The organism is Pseudomonas sp. S4_EA_1b (assembly GCF_016307435.1).
Lineage (GTDB): Bacteria > Pseudomonadota > Gammaproteobacteria > Pseudomonadales > Pseudomonadaceae > Aquipseudomonas > Aquipseudomonas rhodesiae.
Window position 1 is genome coordinate 44,615 of record NZ_JAEILC010000113.1, and the last position, 16,431, is coordinate 61,045.

At 61.0% G+C, this 16,431-nt stretch carries 11 protein-coding genes; 6 read left to right on the forward strand and 5 right to left on the reverse strand.

The annotated features are described in order from the left end of the window. Positions 1-85 precede the first annotated feature (85 nt). Positions 86-2,182: a putative bifunctional diguanylate cyclase/phosphodiesterase gene (locus YA0848_RS29500; protein ID WP_198712480.1), complete on the forward strand. Its 2,097-nt coding sequence runs from the start codon at positions 86-88 to the stop codon at positions 2,180-2,182. A 56-nt stretch (positions 2,183-2,238) separates the two neighbouring features. Then, complete coding sequence (locus YA0848_RS29505; RefSeq protein ID WP_034097153.1) at positions 2,239-2,985, forward strand: SDR family oxidoreductase; 747 nt, start codon at positions 2,239-2,241, stop codon at positions 2,983-2,985. A 122-nt stretch (positions 2,986-3,107) separates the two neighbouring features. On the opposite strand, the gene mapR is transcribed toward YA0848_RS29505, so the two are convergent. The 3 genes from mapR to YA0848_RS29520 form a co-directional block, all read right to left on the reverse strand. Next, a complete protein-coding gene (gene mapR, locus YA0848_RS29510) occupies positions 3,108-4,517 on the reverse strand; it encodes a GntR family transcriptional regulator MpaR (RefSeq protein WP_169903221.1) in 1,410 nt (469 codons plus the stop codon). Positions 4,518-4,609: 92 nt separating this feature from the next. Beyond that, a complete protein-coding gene (ccoG, locus tag YA0848_RS29515; RefSeq protein ID WP_169903222.1) occupies positions 4,610-6,019 on the reverse strand; it encodes a cytochrome c oxidase accessory protein CcoG in 1,410 nt (469 codons plus the stop codon). A gap of 184 nt (positions 6,020-6,203) precedes the next feature. After that, on the reverse strand, positions 6,204-6,443 hold the full coding sequence (locus tag YA0848_RS29520) for a DUF3203 family protein (RefSeq protein WP_034097156.1): 240 nt from the start codon (positions 6,441-6,443) through the stop codon (positions 6,204-6,206). A 122-nt stretch (positions 6,444-6,565) separates the two neighbouring features. On the opposite strand from YA0848_RS29520, the gene YA0848_RS29525 reads away from it, so the two are divergent. Beyond that, positions 6,566-7,063 (forward strand): MgtC/SapB family protein, encoded by a 498-nt coding sequence (locus tag YA0848_RS29525; RefSeq protein ID WP_034097158.1) that lies wholly within the window; start codon positions 6,566-6,568, stop codon positions 7,061-7,063. Between the two features lie 14 nt (positions 7,064-7,077). Here YA0848_RS29525 and YA0848_RS29530 read toward each other — a convergent pair whose 3' ends face one another. Further along, positions 7,078-8,103 (reverse strand): M10 family metallopeptidase C-terminal domain-containing protein, encoded by a 1,026-nt coding sequence (locus YA0848_RS29530; RefSeq protein WP_169903223.1) that lies wholly within the window; start codon positions 8,101-8,103, stop codon positions 7,078-7,080. A gap of 199 nt (positions 8,104-8,302) precedes the next feature. Beyond that, positions 8,303-8,461, reverse strand: a complete 159-nt coding sequence (locus tag YA0848_RS29535) for a hypothetical protein (RefSeq protein ID WP_167389888.1) — start codon at positions 8,459-8,461, stop codon at positions 8,303-8,305. A gap of 202 nt (positions 8,462-8,663) precedes the next feature. Here YA0848_RS29535 and YA0848_RS29540 point away from each other — a divergent pair, with 202 nt between their 5' ends. The 3 genes from YA0848_RS29540 (at position 8,664) to glgB (ending at position 16,295) form a co-directional block, all read left to right on the forward strand. Then, positions 8,664-10,649, forward strand: coding sequence for an alpha-1,4-glucan--maltose-1-phosphate maltosyltransferase (locus YA0848_RS29540; protein ID WP_034097159.1), 1,986 nt, complete (start codon positions 8,664-8,666; stop codon positions 10,647-10,649). A gap of 70 nt (positions 10,650-10,719) precedes the next feature. Further along, positions 10,720-14,067 (forward strand): maltose alpha-D-glucosyltransferase, encoded by a 3,348-nt coding sequence (treS, locus tag YA0848_RS29545; protein WP_184316653.1) that lies wholly within the window; start codon positions 10,720-10,722, stop codon positions 14,065-14,067. Next, positions 14,064-16,295 (forward strand): 1,4-alpha-glucan branching protein GlgB, encoded by a 2,232-nt coding sequence (gene glgB, locus YA0848_RS29550; protein ID WP_169903225.1) that lies wholly within the window; start codon positions 14,064-14,066, stop codon positions 16,293-16,295. Before treS ends, glgB begins: the two co-directional genes overlap by 4 nt. Positions 16,296-16,431 lie beyond the last annotated feature (136 nt).

Consider the following 16,431-nt stretch of genomic DNA (forward strand, 5'->3'; position numbering starts at 1 on the left):
CAACTGCCGCCGAATATTTATCGCTACAATCCGCCGCTTTGCCACTCGGTACGGGCGTTCCAGCTCGTAGCTCGCGAGACTCAGCATGCTTATCGGTAGCTATACCCCTTCGTTGGTCGTGATCTCGCTGTTCGTTGCGATTCTGGCTTCCTACACCGCACTCGACCTGGCCGGCCGCATCGCGACCGCCCAGGGACGGGCCGTCTACCTGTGGATAGTCGGCGGCGCGTTGGCGATGGGGGTGGGAGTGTGGTCGATGCACTTTATCGGCATGCTCGCGTTGCGCTTGCCGTTTGCCCTGGGGTTCGATGTGGGCATCACTGCGTTGTCGCTGTTGATCGCCGTATTGTCCAGCGGCTTTGCCTTGTGGCTGGTCAGCCAGGCCCGGTTGCCCGCCTGGCAACTGCTATTCGGCGCGTTGGTGATGGGGGCCGGTATCAGCTGCATGCACTACACCGGCATGGCGGCCATGCGTATGACCCCCGACATCGACTACGACCCCACGTTGTTCGGTGCCTCGTTGATGATCGCCGTGGCGGCGTCGGGCGCGGCCTTGCTGATTGCGTTCAACCTGCGGCGTAACACCCCGCGTGTACGCCTGCTTCGAGGTGGTGCCGCGGTGGTGATGGGCGTTGCCATTGTCGGCATGCACTACACCGCAATGGCGGCCGCCAGCTTTGCCGATGACAGCTACTGCGGCGCCGCCCTGGACGGGTTGAGCGGCAATGGCCTGGATAACCTGGTGCTGGTCACCACCCTGGCAGTGCTGGCCATCGCTTTGCTGACTTCGTTGCTCGACGCGCGCCTGGAAGCCCGCATCGCGGTGCTCGCCGATTCGCTCACCCAGGCCAACCAGGAACTGTCCCACCTGGCCTTGCATGACATGCTCACCGGTCTGCCCAATCGCAGCCTGCTCGCCGACCGCATTCAGCAGGCCATGCAGGCGGTGCAGGAGCAGGGCGGTTGCTTTGCGCTGATGTTTATCGACCTGGATGGCTTCAAGCCGGTCAACGATGCCTTTGGTCATCATCTGGGCGACCAATTGCTGCGCGAAGTGGGCTTGCGCCTGCGCGAGGATCTGCGCAGCCACGACACCCTGGCGCGTATCGGTGGTGACGAGTTTGTACTGTTGGTGCAACTGAACCAGCCGGACGATGCCCTCGGCCTGGCCGAGCGCCAGGTACAACTGACCAACAGGGCGTTCCTGGTGGCCGAGCATGAGCTGAAAATCTCCGCCAGCGTCGGTATCGCACTGTTCCCCGGCAACGGCGCCACGCCCCAGGAATTGTTGATGAACGCCGACGCCGCCATGTACCACGCCAAGGGCTTGGGCAAGAACGGCTACAGCTTTTTCGATGTGTCGATGAACACCAACGCGCGCAAGCAACTGCAACTGTTGCAGGACTTGCGCAATGCCGTGGAGCAACAGCAGTTTCGCTTGTACTACCAGCCTAAGTTCGATGCGGCCAGCGGCATTGCGGTGGGCGCCGAGGCGCTATTGCGCTGGGAGCATCCGCAGCAGGGCCTGTTGATGCCGGCGACGTTTATTGAACTGGCGGAGAAAACCGGGCTGATCATCCCCATCGGCGAATGGGTGCTCAATGAAGCTTGCCGCCAGATGCGCCTGTGGTACGTGCAGGGGTATGAAGAATGGCGCATCGCCGTGAATCTTTCTGCGTTGCAGTTCTGCCATGCCGGGCTGGTCAACAGCGTCGCCGCCGCGCTTGAACGCCACCAGTTGCCGGCTAACAGCCTGACCCTGGAAATCACCGAAACCACGGCCATGCGCGATGCCGACGCGAGCATGAAGGTGTTGCAGCAGCTATCGGACATGGGCGTGGACCTGTCCATCGATGATTTCGGCACCGGTTACTCCAGCTTGATGTACCTCAAGCGCTTGCCGGCCAACGAACTTAAAATCGACCGTGGCTTTGTGCGCGATCTGGAGCACGATGGCGACGATGCCGCTATCGTGTCGGCCATCGTCGCCCTCGGCCAGGCCCTTGGGCTGCGCATTGTGGCCGAAGGCGTGGAAACCGATAAACAGCAGGATTTTCTAACGCGCCTGGGTTGTAACTCGCTGCAAGGTTATCTGTTGGGTCTTCCACTGCCGGCCGAGGGTTTTATGGCTAATATCCGCCGCGCCGAAGAGGCGGCCGGTCCTGACAAGGTCAGTGAGTGACGGTTATTCTTGACGCGACCCATTAAACCTACAGGTTGAAACAGGAGAGAGCAGGCATGGACAAAGTCGTCATCATCACCGGGGGCAGTCGCGGGATTGGCGCCGAGACGGCCTTGCTGGCTGCGCGTCAGGGCTACCGTATTTGCATCAATTATCAGGCCGACGACGAGGCCGCCCACCGCGTGCTGGAACAGGTACGCGCCCTCGGCGCCCAGGCGATTGCGGTGCGCGCTGACGTAAGTATCGAAGACGAAGTGATCGCGCTGTTCCACCGTGTCGACACCGAATTGGGCCGGGTCACTGCGCTGGTGAACAACGCCGGCACCGTGGGGCATAAATCCCGGGTGGATGAGATGTCGGAGTTTCGCATCCTGAAAATGCTCAAGACCAACGTGCTCGGCCCGATTCTGTGTGCCAAGCATGCGCTGTTGCGCATGTCGCCCCGGCATGGCGGGCAGGGCGGCAGTATCGTCAATGTGTCATCGGTAGCGGCACGCCTGGGTTCGCCGGGTGAGTATGTCGACTATGCCGCCTCCAAGGGCGCGCTCGACACCTTCACCATTGGCCTGTCGAAAGAAGTTGCCGGCGAAGGTATCCGCGTCAATGCGGTGCGCCCGGGTTATATCTACACCGACTTTCATGCCCTGAGCGGCGATCCGGACCGGGTCAGCAAACTGGAGTCTGGCATCCCCATGGCCCGTGGCGGCCGTCCGGATGAAGTGGCCGAAGCGATTATCTGGTTGCTGTCGGACAAGGCATCCTATGCCACCGGCACGTTTCTGGATTTGGGCGGCGGGCGCTAGGGATGCAGTGCCCGAACCGACGCCATCGGGGGCGAGCCCCCTCCCACACTTGAGAGTACTCACAGCTCAAAATGTGGGAGGGGGCTTGCCCCCGATGGCGTCAGAAAGCGCAACACCATCACTTAGAACGACCGCACAATCCGCCCCAACGTTTCCATAGCTTTCTCGGACGCCTCGGTCCACGGGCTGCCGTAGTTCAGGCGAATACAATTTCTGAAACGTTGAGTCGCCGAGAAAATCGGCCCCGGCGCAATGCTGATGCCTTGGGCCAGGGCCATCTGGAATAGCTTCAGCGAATCGGTCTGCTCGGGCAGTTCCAGCCACAGGAAATACCCGCCGGCCGGTTGGCTGACGCGGGTTTGTGCGGGGAAGTAGCGGCCAATGGCGGCCAGCATGGCGCTTTGCTGTTCTTCCAACGCATAACGCAATTTACGCAGGTGCCGGTCGTAGCCGCCGTGTTGCAGGTAGTCGGCAATTGCCGCCTGGGCCGGCATCGACGGGCACAACGAGGTCATCAGCTTCAAACGTTCGACTTTCTGCGCATAGCGCCCTGCCGCGACCCAGCCCACGCGATAACCCGGTGCAAGGCTCTTGGCGAACGAGCCGCAGTGCATCACCAGGCCCTCGGTGTCGAACGCCTTGGACGGTTTGGGCGCGTGCTGCCCGTAGTACAACTCGGCGTACACATCGTCTTCGATCAAGGGCACCTGATGGCCGCGCAACAGTTCCACCAGCGCTTGTTTCTTGGCTTCAGGCAGGGTGGCGCCCATGGGGTTCTGGAAGCTGGTCATGGTCCAACAGGCCTTGATCGGGTAGCGCTCCAGGCTTTGCGCCAGGGCATTGAGATCGATGCCGTCGCGCGGGTGCACCGGGATCTCCACCGCCTTGAGTTTTAAACGCTCCAAGACCTGCAAGCAGGCATAAAACGCCGGAGCCTCGATGGCCACCAAATCGCCTGGCTCGGTCACGGCCTGCAGGCACAGGTTCAGCGCTTCCAGGGCGCCGTTGGTGATCAGCAACTCTTCCATAGGCAGCATCAGGCCGCCGACCATATAGCGCAGGGCAATTTGCCGGCGCAGTTGTGGGTTGCCCGGCGACATGTCAGTGACCACCATGCGCGGGTCCATCTCACGGCTGGCGCTGGCCAGGGAACGGGCCAGACGCGGCAACGGGAACAGCATCGGGCTGGGGAACGCCGAACCGAAGGGCACGGTGGTGGGGTCCTTGATCGAGTCGAGCACCGAAAACACCAGCTCGCTCACATCCACCTCGGTGGATTCGTGTACCTGTTCGCTCACCACCGGCTCGGAAAACGGGCTCGGCGCATGGGTGTTGACGAAGTAACCGGAGCGCGGCCGCGCGCGGATCAGCCCGCGGCGCTCCAGCAGGTAATACGCCTGGAACACCGTGGATGGGCTGACGCCGTAGGTCTGGCTCGCGTAGCGCACCGACGGCACGCGTTGGCCGGGGCCGAGGACGCCGGAGCGGATCAGTTCAGCGATGTCGTCGGCGAATTTTTCGTAGCGTTTCATAGCGGCCTTAAACACAGGTTTTTGTAGGAGAGATACCATCGGGGGCAAGCCCCCTCCCACATTGGGCTTTCATCGTTTTCGATAGCCAAGTATCAGCGGTTGAGCGGTGCGACGAAGCGGCTCTCGGCCTCGCTGTACACCCACGGCTCGTCCACATCCGTCACTTTGAAGCGCAGTGTCTGCGAACTGCTCGCCGGTTTATCCGCCAGCAGTGCCACCGACACCGGTACATCCACGATTTCCCCTGGCGCCAGGGTGATCCCGGTCTTGCCTTGCAATTGGAAACCTTCGGCCTCTACCAGCTCCAGCCGATAATCCTGGCGCTGCTGGGTCTTGTTGATGACCTTGAGACTGTAGATGTTTTCAATCGAGCCCTGGCTGTTTTCGCGAAACATGCCCCGGTCCTTGGTCACGTCCAGCGACACCATCGGCCGTTGCACCAAGGCCACCACCAGCGCGGCGATCATCACCAACAGCACGGCACTGTAGCCGATCAGTCGCGGCCTTAGCAGGTGAGTCTTGCCGCCTTGCAGTTGATGTTCGCTGGTGTAGCGCACCAAACCGCGCGCGTAGCCCATCTTGTCCATGATCGAATCGCAGGCATCGACACACGCCGCGCAGCCGATGCACTCCATTTGCAGGCCGTCGCGGATGTCGATACCGGTCGGGCACACCTGTACGCACAGCTGGCAATCGATGCAATCGCCCAGGCCGACGTCAGCCGGTTTAACCTCGCGTTTGCGCGGCCCACGGTGTTCGCCACGGGCGGCGTCGTAAGAGATAGTGAGGGTGTCTTTATCGAACATCACACTCTGGAACCGTGCGTAAGGGCACATGTGCATGCACACCGCTTCGCGCAACCAACCGGCATTGAGGTAGGTGGCGGCGGTGAAAAACAGCACCCAGAACAGGCTGACGCCGCCGATTTGCCAGGTCAGCAGTTCCGCCGCGAGGGGGCGAATGGGGGTGAAGTAACCGACAAACGTCAGCCCGGTCAGCACGCTGATGCCCAGCCACAGCGTGTGCTTGGCCGAGCGCCGCGCCAGTTTGTTGAGGCTCCACGGTGCCGCTTGCAGCTTGATGCGTTGGTTGCGTTCGCCCTCGGTGACCTTTTCACACCACATAAACAGCCAGGTGAACGAGCTTTGCGGGCAGGTGTAGCCGCACCAGACGCGGCCGGCGAAGACCGTAATGGCAAACAGGCCGAAGGCACAGATGATCAACAGCGCCGACAACAGGATGAAGTCCTGGGGCCAGAACGTCGCGCCGAAGATGTGGAACTTGCTTTCAGCCAAGTCCCACAGCACGGCTTGCCGACCGCCCCAGTTCAGCCACACGGTGCCGAAAAAGGCCAGGAACAGAAAGCCTGCGCCCAGCACACGCAAGGTGCGGAACAAGCCGGTGAAACTGCGGGTATGGATCAGGGTGTCGCTGGATTTGGCCTTCACCTTCTTTGGGTGCACGGGCTCAAAGATTTCCACGGTGGGGATTCGTTCGCTCATGGTCGTTCGCTCATCAGCCTCCATCAGGCCAATGGACTATGCGCGGCGAGCTGTTTGCATAACAGACTCAGCTATGACGATAAAAACCGGATCAGATTGTTTGCAGCCGTGGCCCTGCGACATTGTGCTGCACCCCGTCGCCTTCGGGGTGCAGGCTTGTGCTGCGTCAATAGATACAGATCAGTCAAATCGCCGAATCCGGCGTGGTGACCTTCTTGTGCTGACGCCCATCGATGGCGCCGGCCACGGTGAGGGCATCGGCTTCCTGCTCGGTGATGTAGACACGCTCGGCGCCCACGTCCACATAGGACATGGCTCTGGGGACGTCAGTGCTGACGGTGACTTCAGCGGCGGGCAGGCTGTATTCCCGGCCCTCATCGTTGACCTTGAAGAAACAGGTGCGGTTTTCGATACGGATTGGCATGGCGCTCTCCTCTTTATCAGGCTGATAAACGTTAGGGCGCATGCACAGGCGCGGTGTTCCAGGCAACTGACTGACGGTCGCCGTTGTCAACCCATTATCCATCTCAACAAAGGACAGGGTTTATGGACGCTTGGTGGCACGAAGTATGGGTGACCCTGCAGGCCGAATTCGCCGATCTCGGCGATGCCAGACAGCTCACGCAGATCACCGTGCGTCTGCTGATCGCTGCGCTGCTGGGCGGGATCCTCGGTTTTGAACGGGAGCACAAGGGCAAGGCCGCCGGGGTGCGCACCCATATGCTGGTGGCGATGGGCGCGGCGCTGTTTGTATTGGTGCCGCAGATGTCCGGCAACCAGGCCGATGCCATGAGCCGGGTGGTGCAGGGGGTGATTGCCGGGATTGGTTTCCTCGGCGCCGGCACTATTCTTAAAGGTAAGGAAGACGAAGAGGGTCAGCACGTCAAAGGCTTGACCACCGCCGCCGGGCTATGGATGACCGCCGCCATCGGTGTGGCGGCGGGCATGGGGCGTGAATCCACGGCGGTGTTGAGTACGTTGCTGGCGCTGGTGGTGTTCAGCGTAATGCCTAGGATCATCAAGTGGTTGGATAAGGATGCCTGACCCTATGCGGCGTCTCAGGACACGATATCGCTGTACCGCACCTGACCGAAAACCTTAAGCACAAACGGCGGCTCGCCTGGGTTGCCGGAAACGGCGATCACGCTGGTGCCGGTGCTGGGCAGGTAGTGGATCTGCATTTCTGCGCTGGCCCCGGAGAAACGTTCGACCCTTTGCAGCGGTTTGTTCAATTGGTTGCGAATACCCGACAGGTCCAGTTTGTCGCCGGCCATGAATCCTGAGATCTCGCGAGGCGCATCAAGTCGCGAATCACTGAGCGCATTGAAGCGATAGGTGTTGCGCTGGCGAGTGAGACGCTCGGCTACCTGCGCAGTGGCGGACGCAGGTTCGGGGGTGCGCAACGCGGAGAGCTTTTCTTTGCTCAGAGAGCCGCCGATATCGTACAGCGTGCGGACGCTGGCTTCCCTGGCGGACTGGTCGCGTTTAATGGCGTCTATGTGCTTGCGCGACATGTTGTAGTCCTTGAGAATTTCGTCAGTCCCGAGGCCGCCGTCGTAGATTTTTCCAAGGTTTTCCAGAAGATGCAGCTTCATTTGGTCGATCAATTCCTGTTCCGCATCGTTGCTGGCTGACTGCTGGGTCTCGGTGAGGACTTGTTTGCCGAGGCGTTGCCTGAGGCCTTCAAGGGTGGCGGCGTTCGTTGAGGCATTAGGGCCGCCCAACATCGTGCGCATATTGGCCGGTGTCAACAGCGCGCGGGTGCGCGCGATGAGGGCGCGGGAGGACTCTGCATCGGGATCGCGCACCATCTGGTTGATGTTGTCTTGGGTCAACGCGGTGTTGAGGTCACTGAGGTCTTCAGTGAGCTTTGCCTCCGGTGCCGAGGGCAATGCAGGGCCGGGTGCGGTCGCCGCCGGGGAGGGGCGTGTTGGTTCCGGTGGCTTGGCCGAGGCGGACCACCTCGGGCCTGACCTGAGTAACGCATTCAGGCGCTCGGGCGTGAGCTGGGCGGGCGAGGCGCTGGCGTGCGCGGGTTGGGAGGCAGTAGGGCGGTTAGCCCATTGTGGGGGGATGGTCAACATAAGGTGTCCTCGCGTGAAAGGTTTAAGGGCCCTATTCCAAGGAACTGGATTGGGCGCCTGCGCGCGAACGAGTTTAGGTATGAACCCCACAGTCGGTTTTAGGCTTTTTTTCTAGGATATGTAGGACGTATCAGAGATATGTGTGGTCCGCTCAATTGGCTGGGCGCCTCTTGAGCGAACCTCAAAACCTGCTCGTGGTTTAGACGATGACCGGTGGCATGGTCTTTGGCGGTTCTTCGACCGCAGGTGGCTCGTTATCCGGCGGCTCCTGCTCCGGAACCGTTGGCGGTTCCGTAGGGGGCAGGGTCGGCTGGTCGATATTCGGGTCCGGGGTTTCAGCCGGGATCGGGATATTCATCGGTGTGGCCTCCTTTGTGCTTTGCTCTAGCGGTGGACATTCCCACGGGGCATTTGATTCCCGCTCAATGGCGGCATATCCACCTGAACTTTTAACCCAGGCACAGGCTCGGACCTTATGCGTCGACGCTCAGGGAGAGTGCTGGCGTATTGGATTCGGATCTAGCAAAGGGCGTCCACTGGGCGTAAGGGGAAGATGCTCGATGACTGCTGAAACACAGGTTCCAGACACTGCCGTACTGCCGCTGTCCCAGGCACTGCTATTGCCCCGGATCGCGATCGAAAGCACCAGCCCCGTGATTGACGGCGGCGAATTCGCGGTCAAGGCGGTGATAGGCCAGCGCATTAATGTCACCAGCAAAGTGTTTGCCGATGGCCATGACAAATTGGCCGTATTGATCCGCTGGCGCCCGCTGCGCGACGAAAGCTGGCACAGCGTGGTCATGACCGATGTTGGCAACAACGGTTGGGAAGGCGCGTTCACGGTGGCCCATCAGGGGCCTCATGAATACTGCATCGAAGCCTGGATCGATACCTTCGCCAGCTTCTGCTACGAATTGCGCAAAAAACACGAAGCCGGCGTTCCGGTCAGCCTGGAGTTGCAGGAAGGTCGCAGCCTGGTGCTGCAAGCCGCCGAGCGTAGCGACAACGAGCTGCGCGACCGCCTGATGCTGTTGCACCACGAACTGTCCGGCCTGCTGGAAACCGAGCAGGTGGCGTTGTTTCTGCACGAAGACAGTGCGCATCTGATGACCCAGGCCGACCACCGCGCCTACCTGAGCATCAGCACGGTGTACCCGATTGACGTCGAGCGCGAACGTGCGCAGTTCGCCAGCTGGTACGAGTTGTTTCCCCGTTCGATCACCGATGATCCGGCACGCCACGGCACCTTTAACGATGTACACGCGCGGCTGTCGATGATCCACGACATGGGCTTCGATGTGCTGTACTTCCCGCCGATCCACCCCATCGGCCGTAGCCATCGCAAAGGCCGGAACAACTCGCTCACCGCCGGCCCGGACGACCCCGGCAGCCCGTACGCCATCGGCAGCGAGGAGGGCGGTCACGAAGCCATTCACCCGCAGTTGGGCAGCCGCGATGACTTCCGCCGCCTGGTCAAGGCCGCTGCCGACCATGGCTTGGAAATCGCGCTGGACTTTGCCATTCAGTGCTCCCAGGACCATCCGTGGCTCAAGGAGCATCCGGGCTGGTTCAACTGGCGCCCGGACGGCACGATCAAATACGCAGAAAACCCGCCGAAGAAATATCAGGACATCGTCAACGTCGACTTTTATGCCGCCGATGCGATCCCTGGCCTGTGGACCGAGCTGCGCGACATCGTGGTTGGCTGGGTGGAAGAGGGCGTGAAGACCTTTCGCGTCGACAACCCCCACACCAAACCGCTGCCGTTCTGGCAATGGCTGATCAGCGATGTGCGTTCCAAGTACCCTGAGGTGATCTTCCTCGCCGAAGCCTTTACCACTCCGGCAATGATGGCGCGCCTGGGCAAGGTCGGCTATTCCCAGAGCTACACCTACTTCACCTGGCGCAATACCAAGGCTGAGTTGAGCGAGTATTTCACCCAGCTCAACCAGTCGCCGTGGCGCGAGTGCTACCGCCCGAACTTTTTCGTCAACACGCCGGACATCAACCCCGCGTTCCTGCATCAATCCGGACGCCCGGGCTTTTTGATCCGCGCCGCGCTGGCGACCATGGGCTCGGGCCTGTGGGGTATGTATTCAGGGTTTGAACTGTGCGAAGCCGCGCCGGTGCCGGGCAAAGAGGAATACCTGGACTCGGAGAAATACGAGATCCGCCCCCGCGACTTCACTGCGCCCGGCAACATCATTGCCGAGATCGCCCAGCTCAACCGCATCCGCCGCCAGAACCCGGCGCTGCATACGCACTTGGGCTTGAAGATCTACAACGCGTGGAACGACAACATCCTCTACTTCGGCAAGCGCAGCGAGGACGGCAGCAACTTCATTCTGGTGGCGGTCAACCTGGACCCTTTTAACGCCCAGGAAGCTCATTTCGAACTGCCCTTGTGGGAGATGGGCCTGCCGGACGATGCCCAAACCCAGGGCGAAGACCTGATGAACGGCCATCGTTGGACCTGGTACGGCAAGACCCAGTGGACGCGCCTGGAACCGCAGATGCCGTTCGGGATCTGGCGCATTACCACCTGATGGGGAAGAGGGGGCACCCCCCCTCCGACATTGAGTCTGCACGATTTATCGAGTGTTTCAGGAGTGTCCAATGGCGAAGAAACCCAAGGCTGCCATCTTTATCAAAGACCCGCTCTGGTACAAGGACGCGGTGATCTATCAGGTTCACGTCAAATCCTTTTTCGACTCCAATAATGACGGTATCGGCGATTTTCCTGGGTTGATCGCCAAGCTCGACTACATCGCCGACCTGGGCGTGAACACCATCTGGCTGCTGCCGTTCTACCCGTCACCACGCCGCGACGACGGCTATGACATCGCCGACTATCGCGGCGTCCACAGCGACTACGGCACCATGGCCGACGCCAAGCGCTTTATCGCCGAAGCACACAAACGTGGCCTGCGAGTGATCACCGAACTGGTGATCAACCATACATCCGACCAGCACCCCTGGTTCCAGCGCGCACGCAAGGCCAAGCCCGGTTCGGCGGCGCGGGATTTCTATGTGTGGTCCGATGACGACCAGAAGTACGACGGCACCCGCATCATTTTCCTCGACACCGAAAAATCCAACTGGACCTGGGACCCGGTCGCCGGCCAGTACTTCTGGCATCGCTTTTATTCCCACCAGCCCGACCTCAACTTCGATAATCCGCAGGTCATGAAAGCGGTGCTCGAAGTGATGCGCTACTGGCTGGACATGGGCATCGACGGCCTGCGCTTGGACGCCATCCCGTACCTGATCGAACGCGACGGCACTAACAACGAGAACCTTGAAGAAACCCACGGGGTACTCAAGCAAATCCGTGCCGAGATTGACGCCAATTACCCCGACCGCATGCTGCTGGCCGAAGCCAACCAGTGGCCGGAAGACACCCAACTGTATTTCGGTGACAAGAAGGGCGATGACGGCGACGAATGCCATATGGCCTTTCACTTCCCGTTGATGCCGCGCATGTACATGGCCCTGGCCCAGGAAGATCGCTTTCCCATCACCGATATCTTGCGCCAGACCCCGGAGATCCCCGCCAATTGCCAATGGGCGATCTTCCTGCGCAACCACGATGAATTGACCTTGGAAATGGTTACCGACAAAGAGCGCGACTACCTGTGGAATTACTACGCCGCCGACCGTCGCGCGCGGATCAACCTGGGTATCCGCCGCCGTCTGGCGCCGCTGCTGGAGCGTGACCGTCGCCGCGTAGAGTTGCTCAACAGCCTGCTGCTGTCGATGCCGGGTACGCCCACCTTGTACTACGGCGATGAAATCGGCATGGGCGACAACATCTACCTGGGCGACCGTGATGGCGTGCGCACACCGATGCAGTGGTCCATCGACCGCAACGGCGGTTTCTCCCGCGCCGATCCGGCCAGCCTGGTGCTGCCGCCGATCATGGACCCGCTCTACGGCTACCAGTCGGTGAATGTGGAAACCCAGACCCAGGACCCGCACTCATTGCTCAACTGGACCCGGCGCATGCTCGCAGTGCGCAAGCAGTCCAAAGCGTTCGGTCGCGGCAGCCTGAAAATGCTCTCGCCGGCCAATCGGCGCATTCTGGCTTATACCCGCGAATACACCGGTGCCGATGGCCGCACGGAGATCATTTTGTGCGTGGCCAACGTGTCGCGTAGCGCCCAGGCGGCCGAGCTGGACCTTTCGTCCTTTGCCGGCATGGTTCCCGTGGAGATGCTCGGCGGCAATGCCTTCCCGCCTATTGGTCAGCTGAATTTCCTGCTGACCCTGGCGCCTTACGGTTTCTATTGGTTTGTGCTGGCGGCGGAAAACCAGATGCCCAGCTGGCATGTGGAACCGGCACAAAGCATGCCCGACTTCACCACATTGGTATTGAAAAAACGCATGGAAGAACTGCTCGAAGCACCTTGCCGCACCACCCTGGAACAGACCTCACTGCCGGCCTGGCTGCCCAAGCGGCGCTGGTTCGCCGGCAAGGACACAGCCATCGACAGCGTGCGGATTGCTTATGGCGTGCGGTTCGGCGACGCCGAGCATCCAGTGTTGCTCAGCGAACTGGAAGTGAGTGCCGGTGGGCAGGTCAGTCGTTATCAGTTGCCGTTCGGCTTCCTCGGCGAAGACCAGTTCACCAGCGCCTTGCCCCAGCAACTGGCCATGGCCCGCGTACGCCGAGCGCGCCAGGTGGGTTTGGTGACTGACGCGTTCAGCCTTGAGCCTTTTATTCGCGCGGTGATCCAGGGCTTGCAAGCCGGCACGCGTTTGGCCAGCAGCGACGGCGAGTTGCGTTTCGACGCCACCGAACACTTGGCTGCGTTGCAACTGAACGACGAGTCCCCGGTGCGTTATCTGTCCGCCGAGCAGTCCAACAGCTCGGTGGTGGTGGGTGAGAGCCTGGTGCTCAAGTTGATCCGTAAAGTCAGCGCCGGTGTGCATCCGGAACTGGAGATGAGCGCGTACCTCACCGCAGCCGGTTACGCCAATATCTCGCCGTTGATGGGCGCAGTGGTGCGTCATGACAGCGAGGGCCAGGACAATCTGCTGATGATAGCCCAGGGCTACCTGAGCAATCAGGGCGATGCCTGGACGTGGACCCAGAACAATCTGGAACGGGCAATCCGCGACGAACTGGCCGAAGCCCTGTCCGAACAGGAACAGCACTACAACGCCTTGGGTGAGCTGGCCGATTTCGCCGCGCTGCTCGGCCAGCGCCTGGGGGAAATGCACCAAGTGCTGGGTGCCACCACCGCCAATAAAGACTTCAAGCCCGAAGTCACCGGTGTCAAAGACACCCAGGCATGGGCCAAGGATGTGGGCGCGCAGATCACCCGCGCGCTGCAACTGCTGGAACTGCATCAAACCCAATTGAACCCTGCCGATCAGGCGCTGGTCAGTGAATTGCTGGCGCAGAAAAAAGCCATTGCCGCCCATGTGAACGGCCTGGCGAAGGCCACCTTGGGCGGCTTGCGCATTCGCGTCCATGGCGATCTGCACCTTGGGCAGGTTCTGGTGGTCAAGGGCGATGCCTATTTGATCGACTTCGAAGGCGAGCCGGCGCGACCGCTGCATGAGCGACGGGGCAAGCACAGCCCGTACAAAGATGTCAGCGGGGTGCTGCGTTCTTTCGACTATGCAGCGGCCATGGCCTTGAATCTGCAAGGCGTGGATCAGTCGCCGCAAGCCGAGCAGGCACGCCGACGGGTTACCGAGCGCTATGTGAAGGAGGCGCGCCAGGCATTTATCCAGGCTTATCAGCAAGCTACGTCTACACTGGCGCATGACTGGCAGGACGCCAACGGCCAGGACGCCGCGCTGACGTTGTTCAGCCTGGAGAAGGCTGCGTATGAAGTGGCCTACGAAGCGGAAAACCGCCCGACCTGGTTGCCGGTGCCCCTGCAAGGGCTGCACGGCCTGTTGAGCGGGCTTACACCTATATCCAAAACTGCACGCGGTGGGGAGACGTCATGAGCTATACACATAAAGAACCGCTGCAGCCTAAGTTGACTGCAATGCCGGCGTCCAAGGACGTCGAAGCGCTGGTGCGCGCCGAGCACCACGACCCGTTTTCGATTCTCGGTCCCCATGACGACGAGCAGGGCGGCCAATTCATTCGCGCGTTCCTGCCCGAGGCGTTGAGCGTGCAGGTGTTGAGCCGCGATGGCGGCGAAACCCTCGGTAGCCTCGACGCGACCCAAGTGCCGGGTTTGTTTGTCGGGCACTTTGCGACGCGCCAGCCTTACTTATTGAAGATCCAGTGGGCCGGCGGTGAGCAGATCACCGAAGATCCCTACAGCTTTAGCCAATTGCTGCTGGGCGAGATGGATCTGTACCTGTTCGCCGAGGGCAATCACCGCGACCTGGGCAGTTGCCTGGGCGCTCAGGTCACCAGCGTCGACGGCGTGCAGGGCGTGCGTTTTGCCGTGTGGGCGCCAAACGCACGGCGTGTGTCGGTGGTGGGCGACTTCAATATTTGGGACGGCCGTCGGCATCCGATGCGCCTGCGCCATCCTTCCGGTGTGTGGGAGATCTTTATCCCACGCCTGCAACCGGGTGCCGCTTACAAATACGAGATTCTCGGCGCCCACGGCATTTTGCCGCTCAAGGCCGACCCTATGGCGCTGGCCACCCAACTGCCACCGGACACCGCCTCGAAAGTCGCTGCGCCGTTGCAAGTTGACTGGCAGGACCACGATTGGATGCAGGCTCGCGCCGACAAGCAGAAGTCCACCGCGCCGTTGTCGATCTATGAGCTGCACGTCGGCTCCTGGCAATGCGAGCTGGACGAGGCGGGTGAAGTGGCCCGCCAGTACGGTTGGCGCGAATTGGCCGAGCGCTTGATTCCCTATGTGCAGCAACTGGGCTTCACTCATATCGAGCTGATGCCGATCATGGAACACCCATTTGGAGGGTCCTGGGGGTATCAGGCCCTGTCGCAGTTCGCCCCAAGTGCGCGCTTCGGCTCGCCCGAAGACTTTGCCTACTTCGTCAACGCCTGCCATCAGGCCGATATCGGTGTGATCCTCGACTGGGTGCCGGCGCACTTTCCCACGGATACTCACGGCCTGGCTCAGTTCGACGGCACCGCGCTGTACGAATACGCCAACCCGCTGGAAGGCTTCCATCAGGACTGGGATACGCTGATCTACAACCTGGGCCGCACCGAGGTGCACGGCTTTATGCTGGCCTCAGCACTGCACTGGCTCAAGCACTTCCATGTCGATGGCCTGCGGGTGGATGCGGTGGCATCGATGCTCTACCGCGACTATTCGCGCAAAGCCGGCGAATGGGTGCCTAACCGCCATGGCGGTCGCGAGAACTTGGAAGCCATCGATTTTCTGCGCCATTTGAACGATGTGGTGGCGCTGGAGGCGCCGGGCGCCCTGGTGATCGCTGAAGAATCCACCGCCTGGCCCGGCGTCAGCCAGCCAACCCAGCAAGGCGGCCTGGGCTTCAACTACAAATGGAACATGGGCTGGATGCACGATTCGCTGCATTACATCCAGCAGGACCCGGTGTACCGCGCCCATCACCACAATGAGCTGAGTTTCGGCCTGGTGTATGCCTGGTCCGAGCGATTTATCCTGCCGATCTCCCATGATGAAGTAGTGCACGGCAAACATTCGTTGATCGACAAAATGCCCGGCGACCGTTGGCAGAAGTTCGCCAACCTGCGCGCCTACCTGGCGTTTATGTGGATGCACCCGGGTAAGAAATTGCTGTTTATGGGCTGCGAATTCGGCCAGTGGCGCGAGTGGAACCACGACCAGCAACTGGACTGGTACCTGCTGCAATACCAAGAACACCAAGGTGTGCAAAAACTGGTGGGCGACCTGAACCGCCTGTACCGCGAAGAGCCGGCCCTGCATGAACAGGACGACGCGCCCCAGGGCTTCCAGTGGCTGATCGGTGACGATGCGATCAACAGCGTCTACGCCTGGCTGCGCTGGAGCAAGGACGGCAAACCGGTGCTGGTGGTGGCCAACTTTACCCCGGTGCCTCGCGAACAATACGCCGTGGGTGTGCCGTTTGCCGGGCGCTGGAGCGAGCTGATCAACACTGACGCCGACACTTACGCCGGCTCCAATTTCGGCAACGGTGGTGAAGTGTTCACCCAGGAGGAGCCGCGTCACGGGCAGCCGGTGTCGCTGTCGTTGAATCTGCCGCCGCTGGGCGTGCTGATTCTGCGCCCGGACTGAGCATAAGCTGCTGGCGAGTGGGGGGCGATCTGCAATGATCGCCCTTTGCCGTTATGTCTGGCGTGGTTTGGCATCGCCCCTCAAACAACCGCTCTAACTAGGCCGATTCAGTTGTTCAGATTGCTGGCAGGATGCC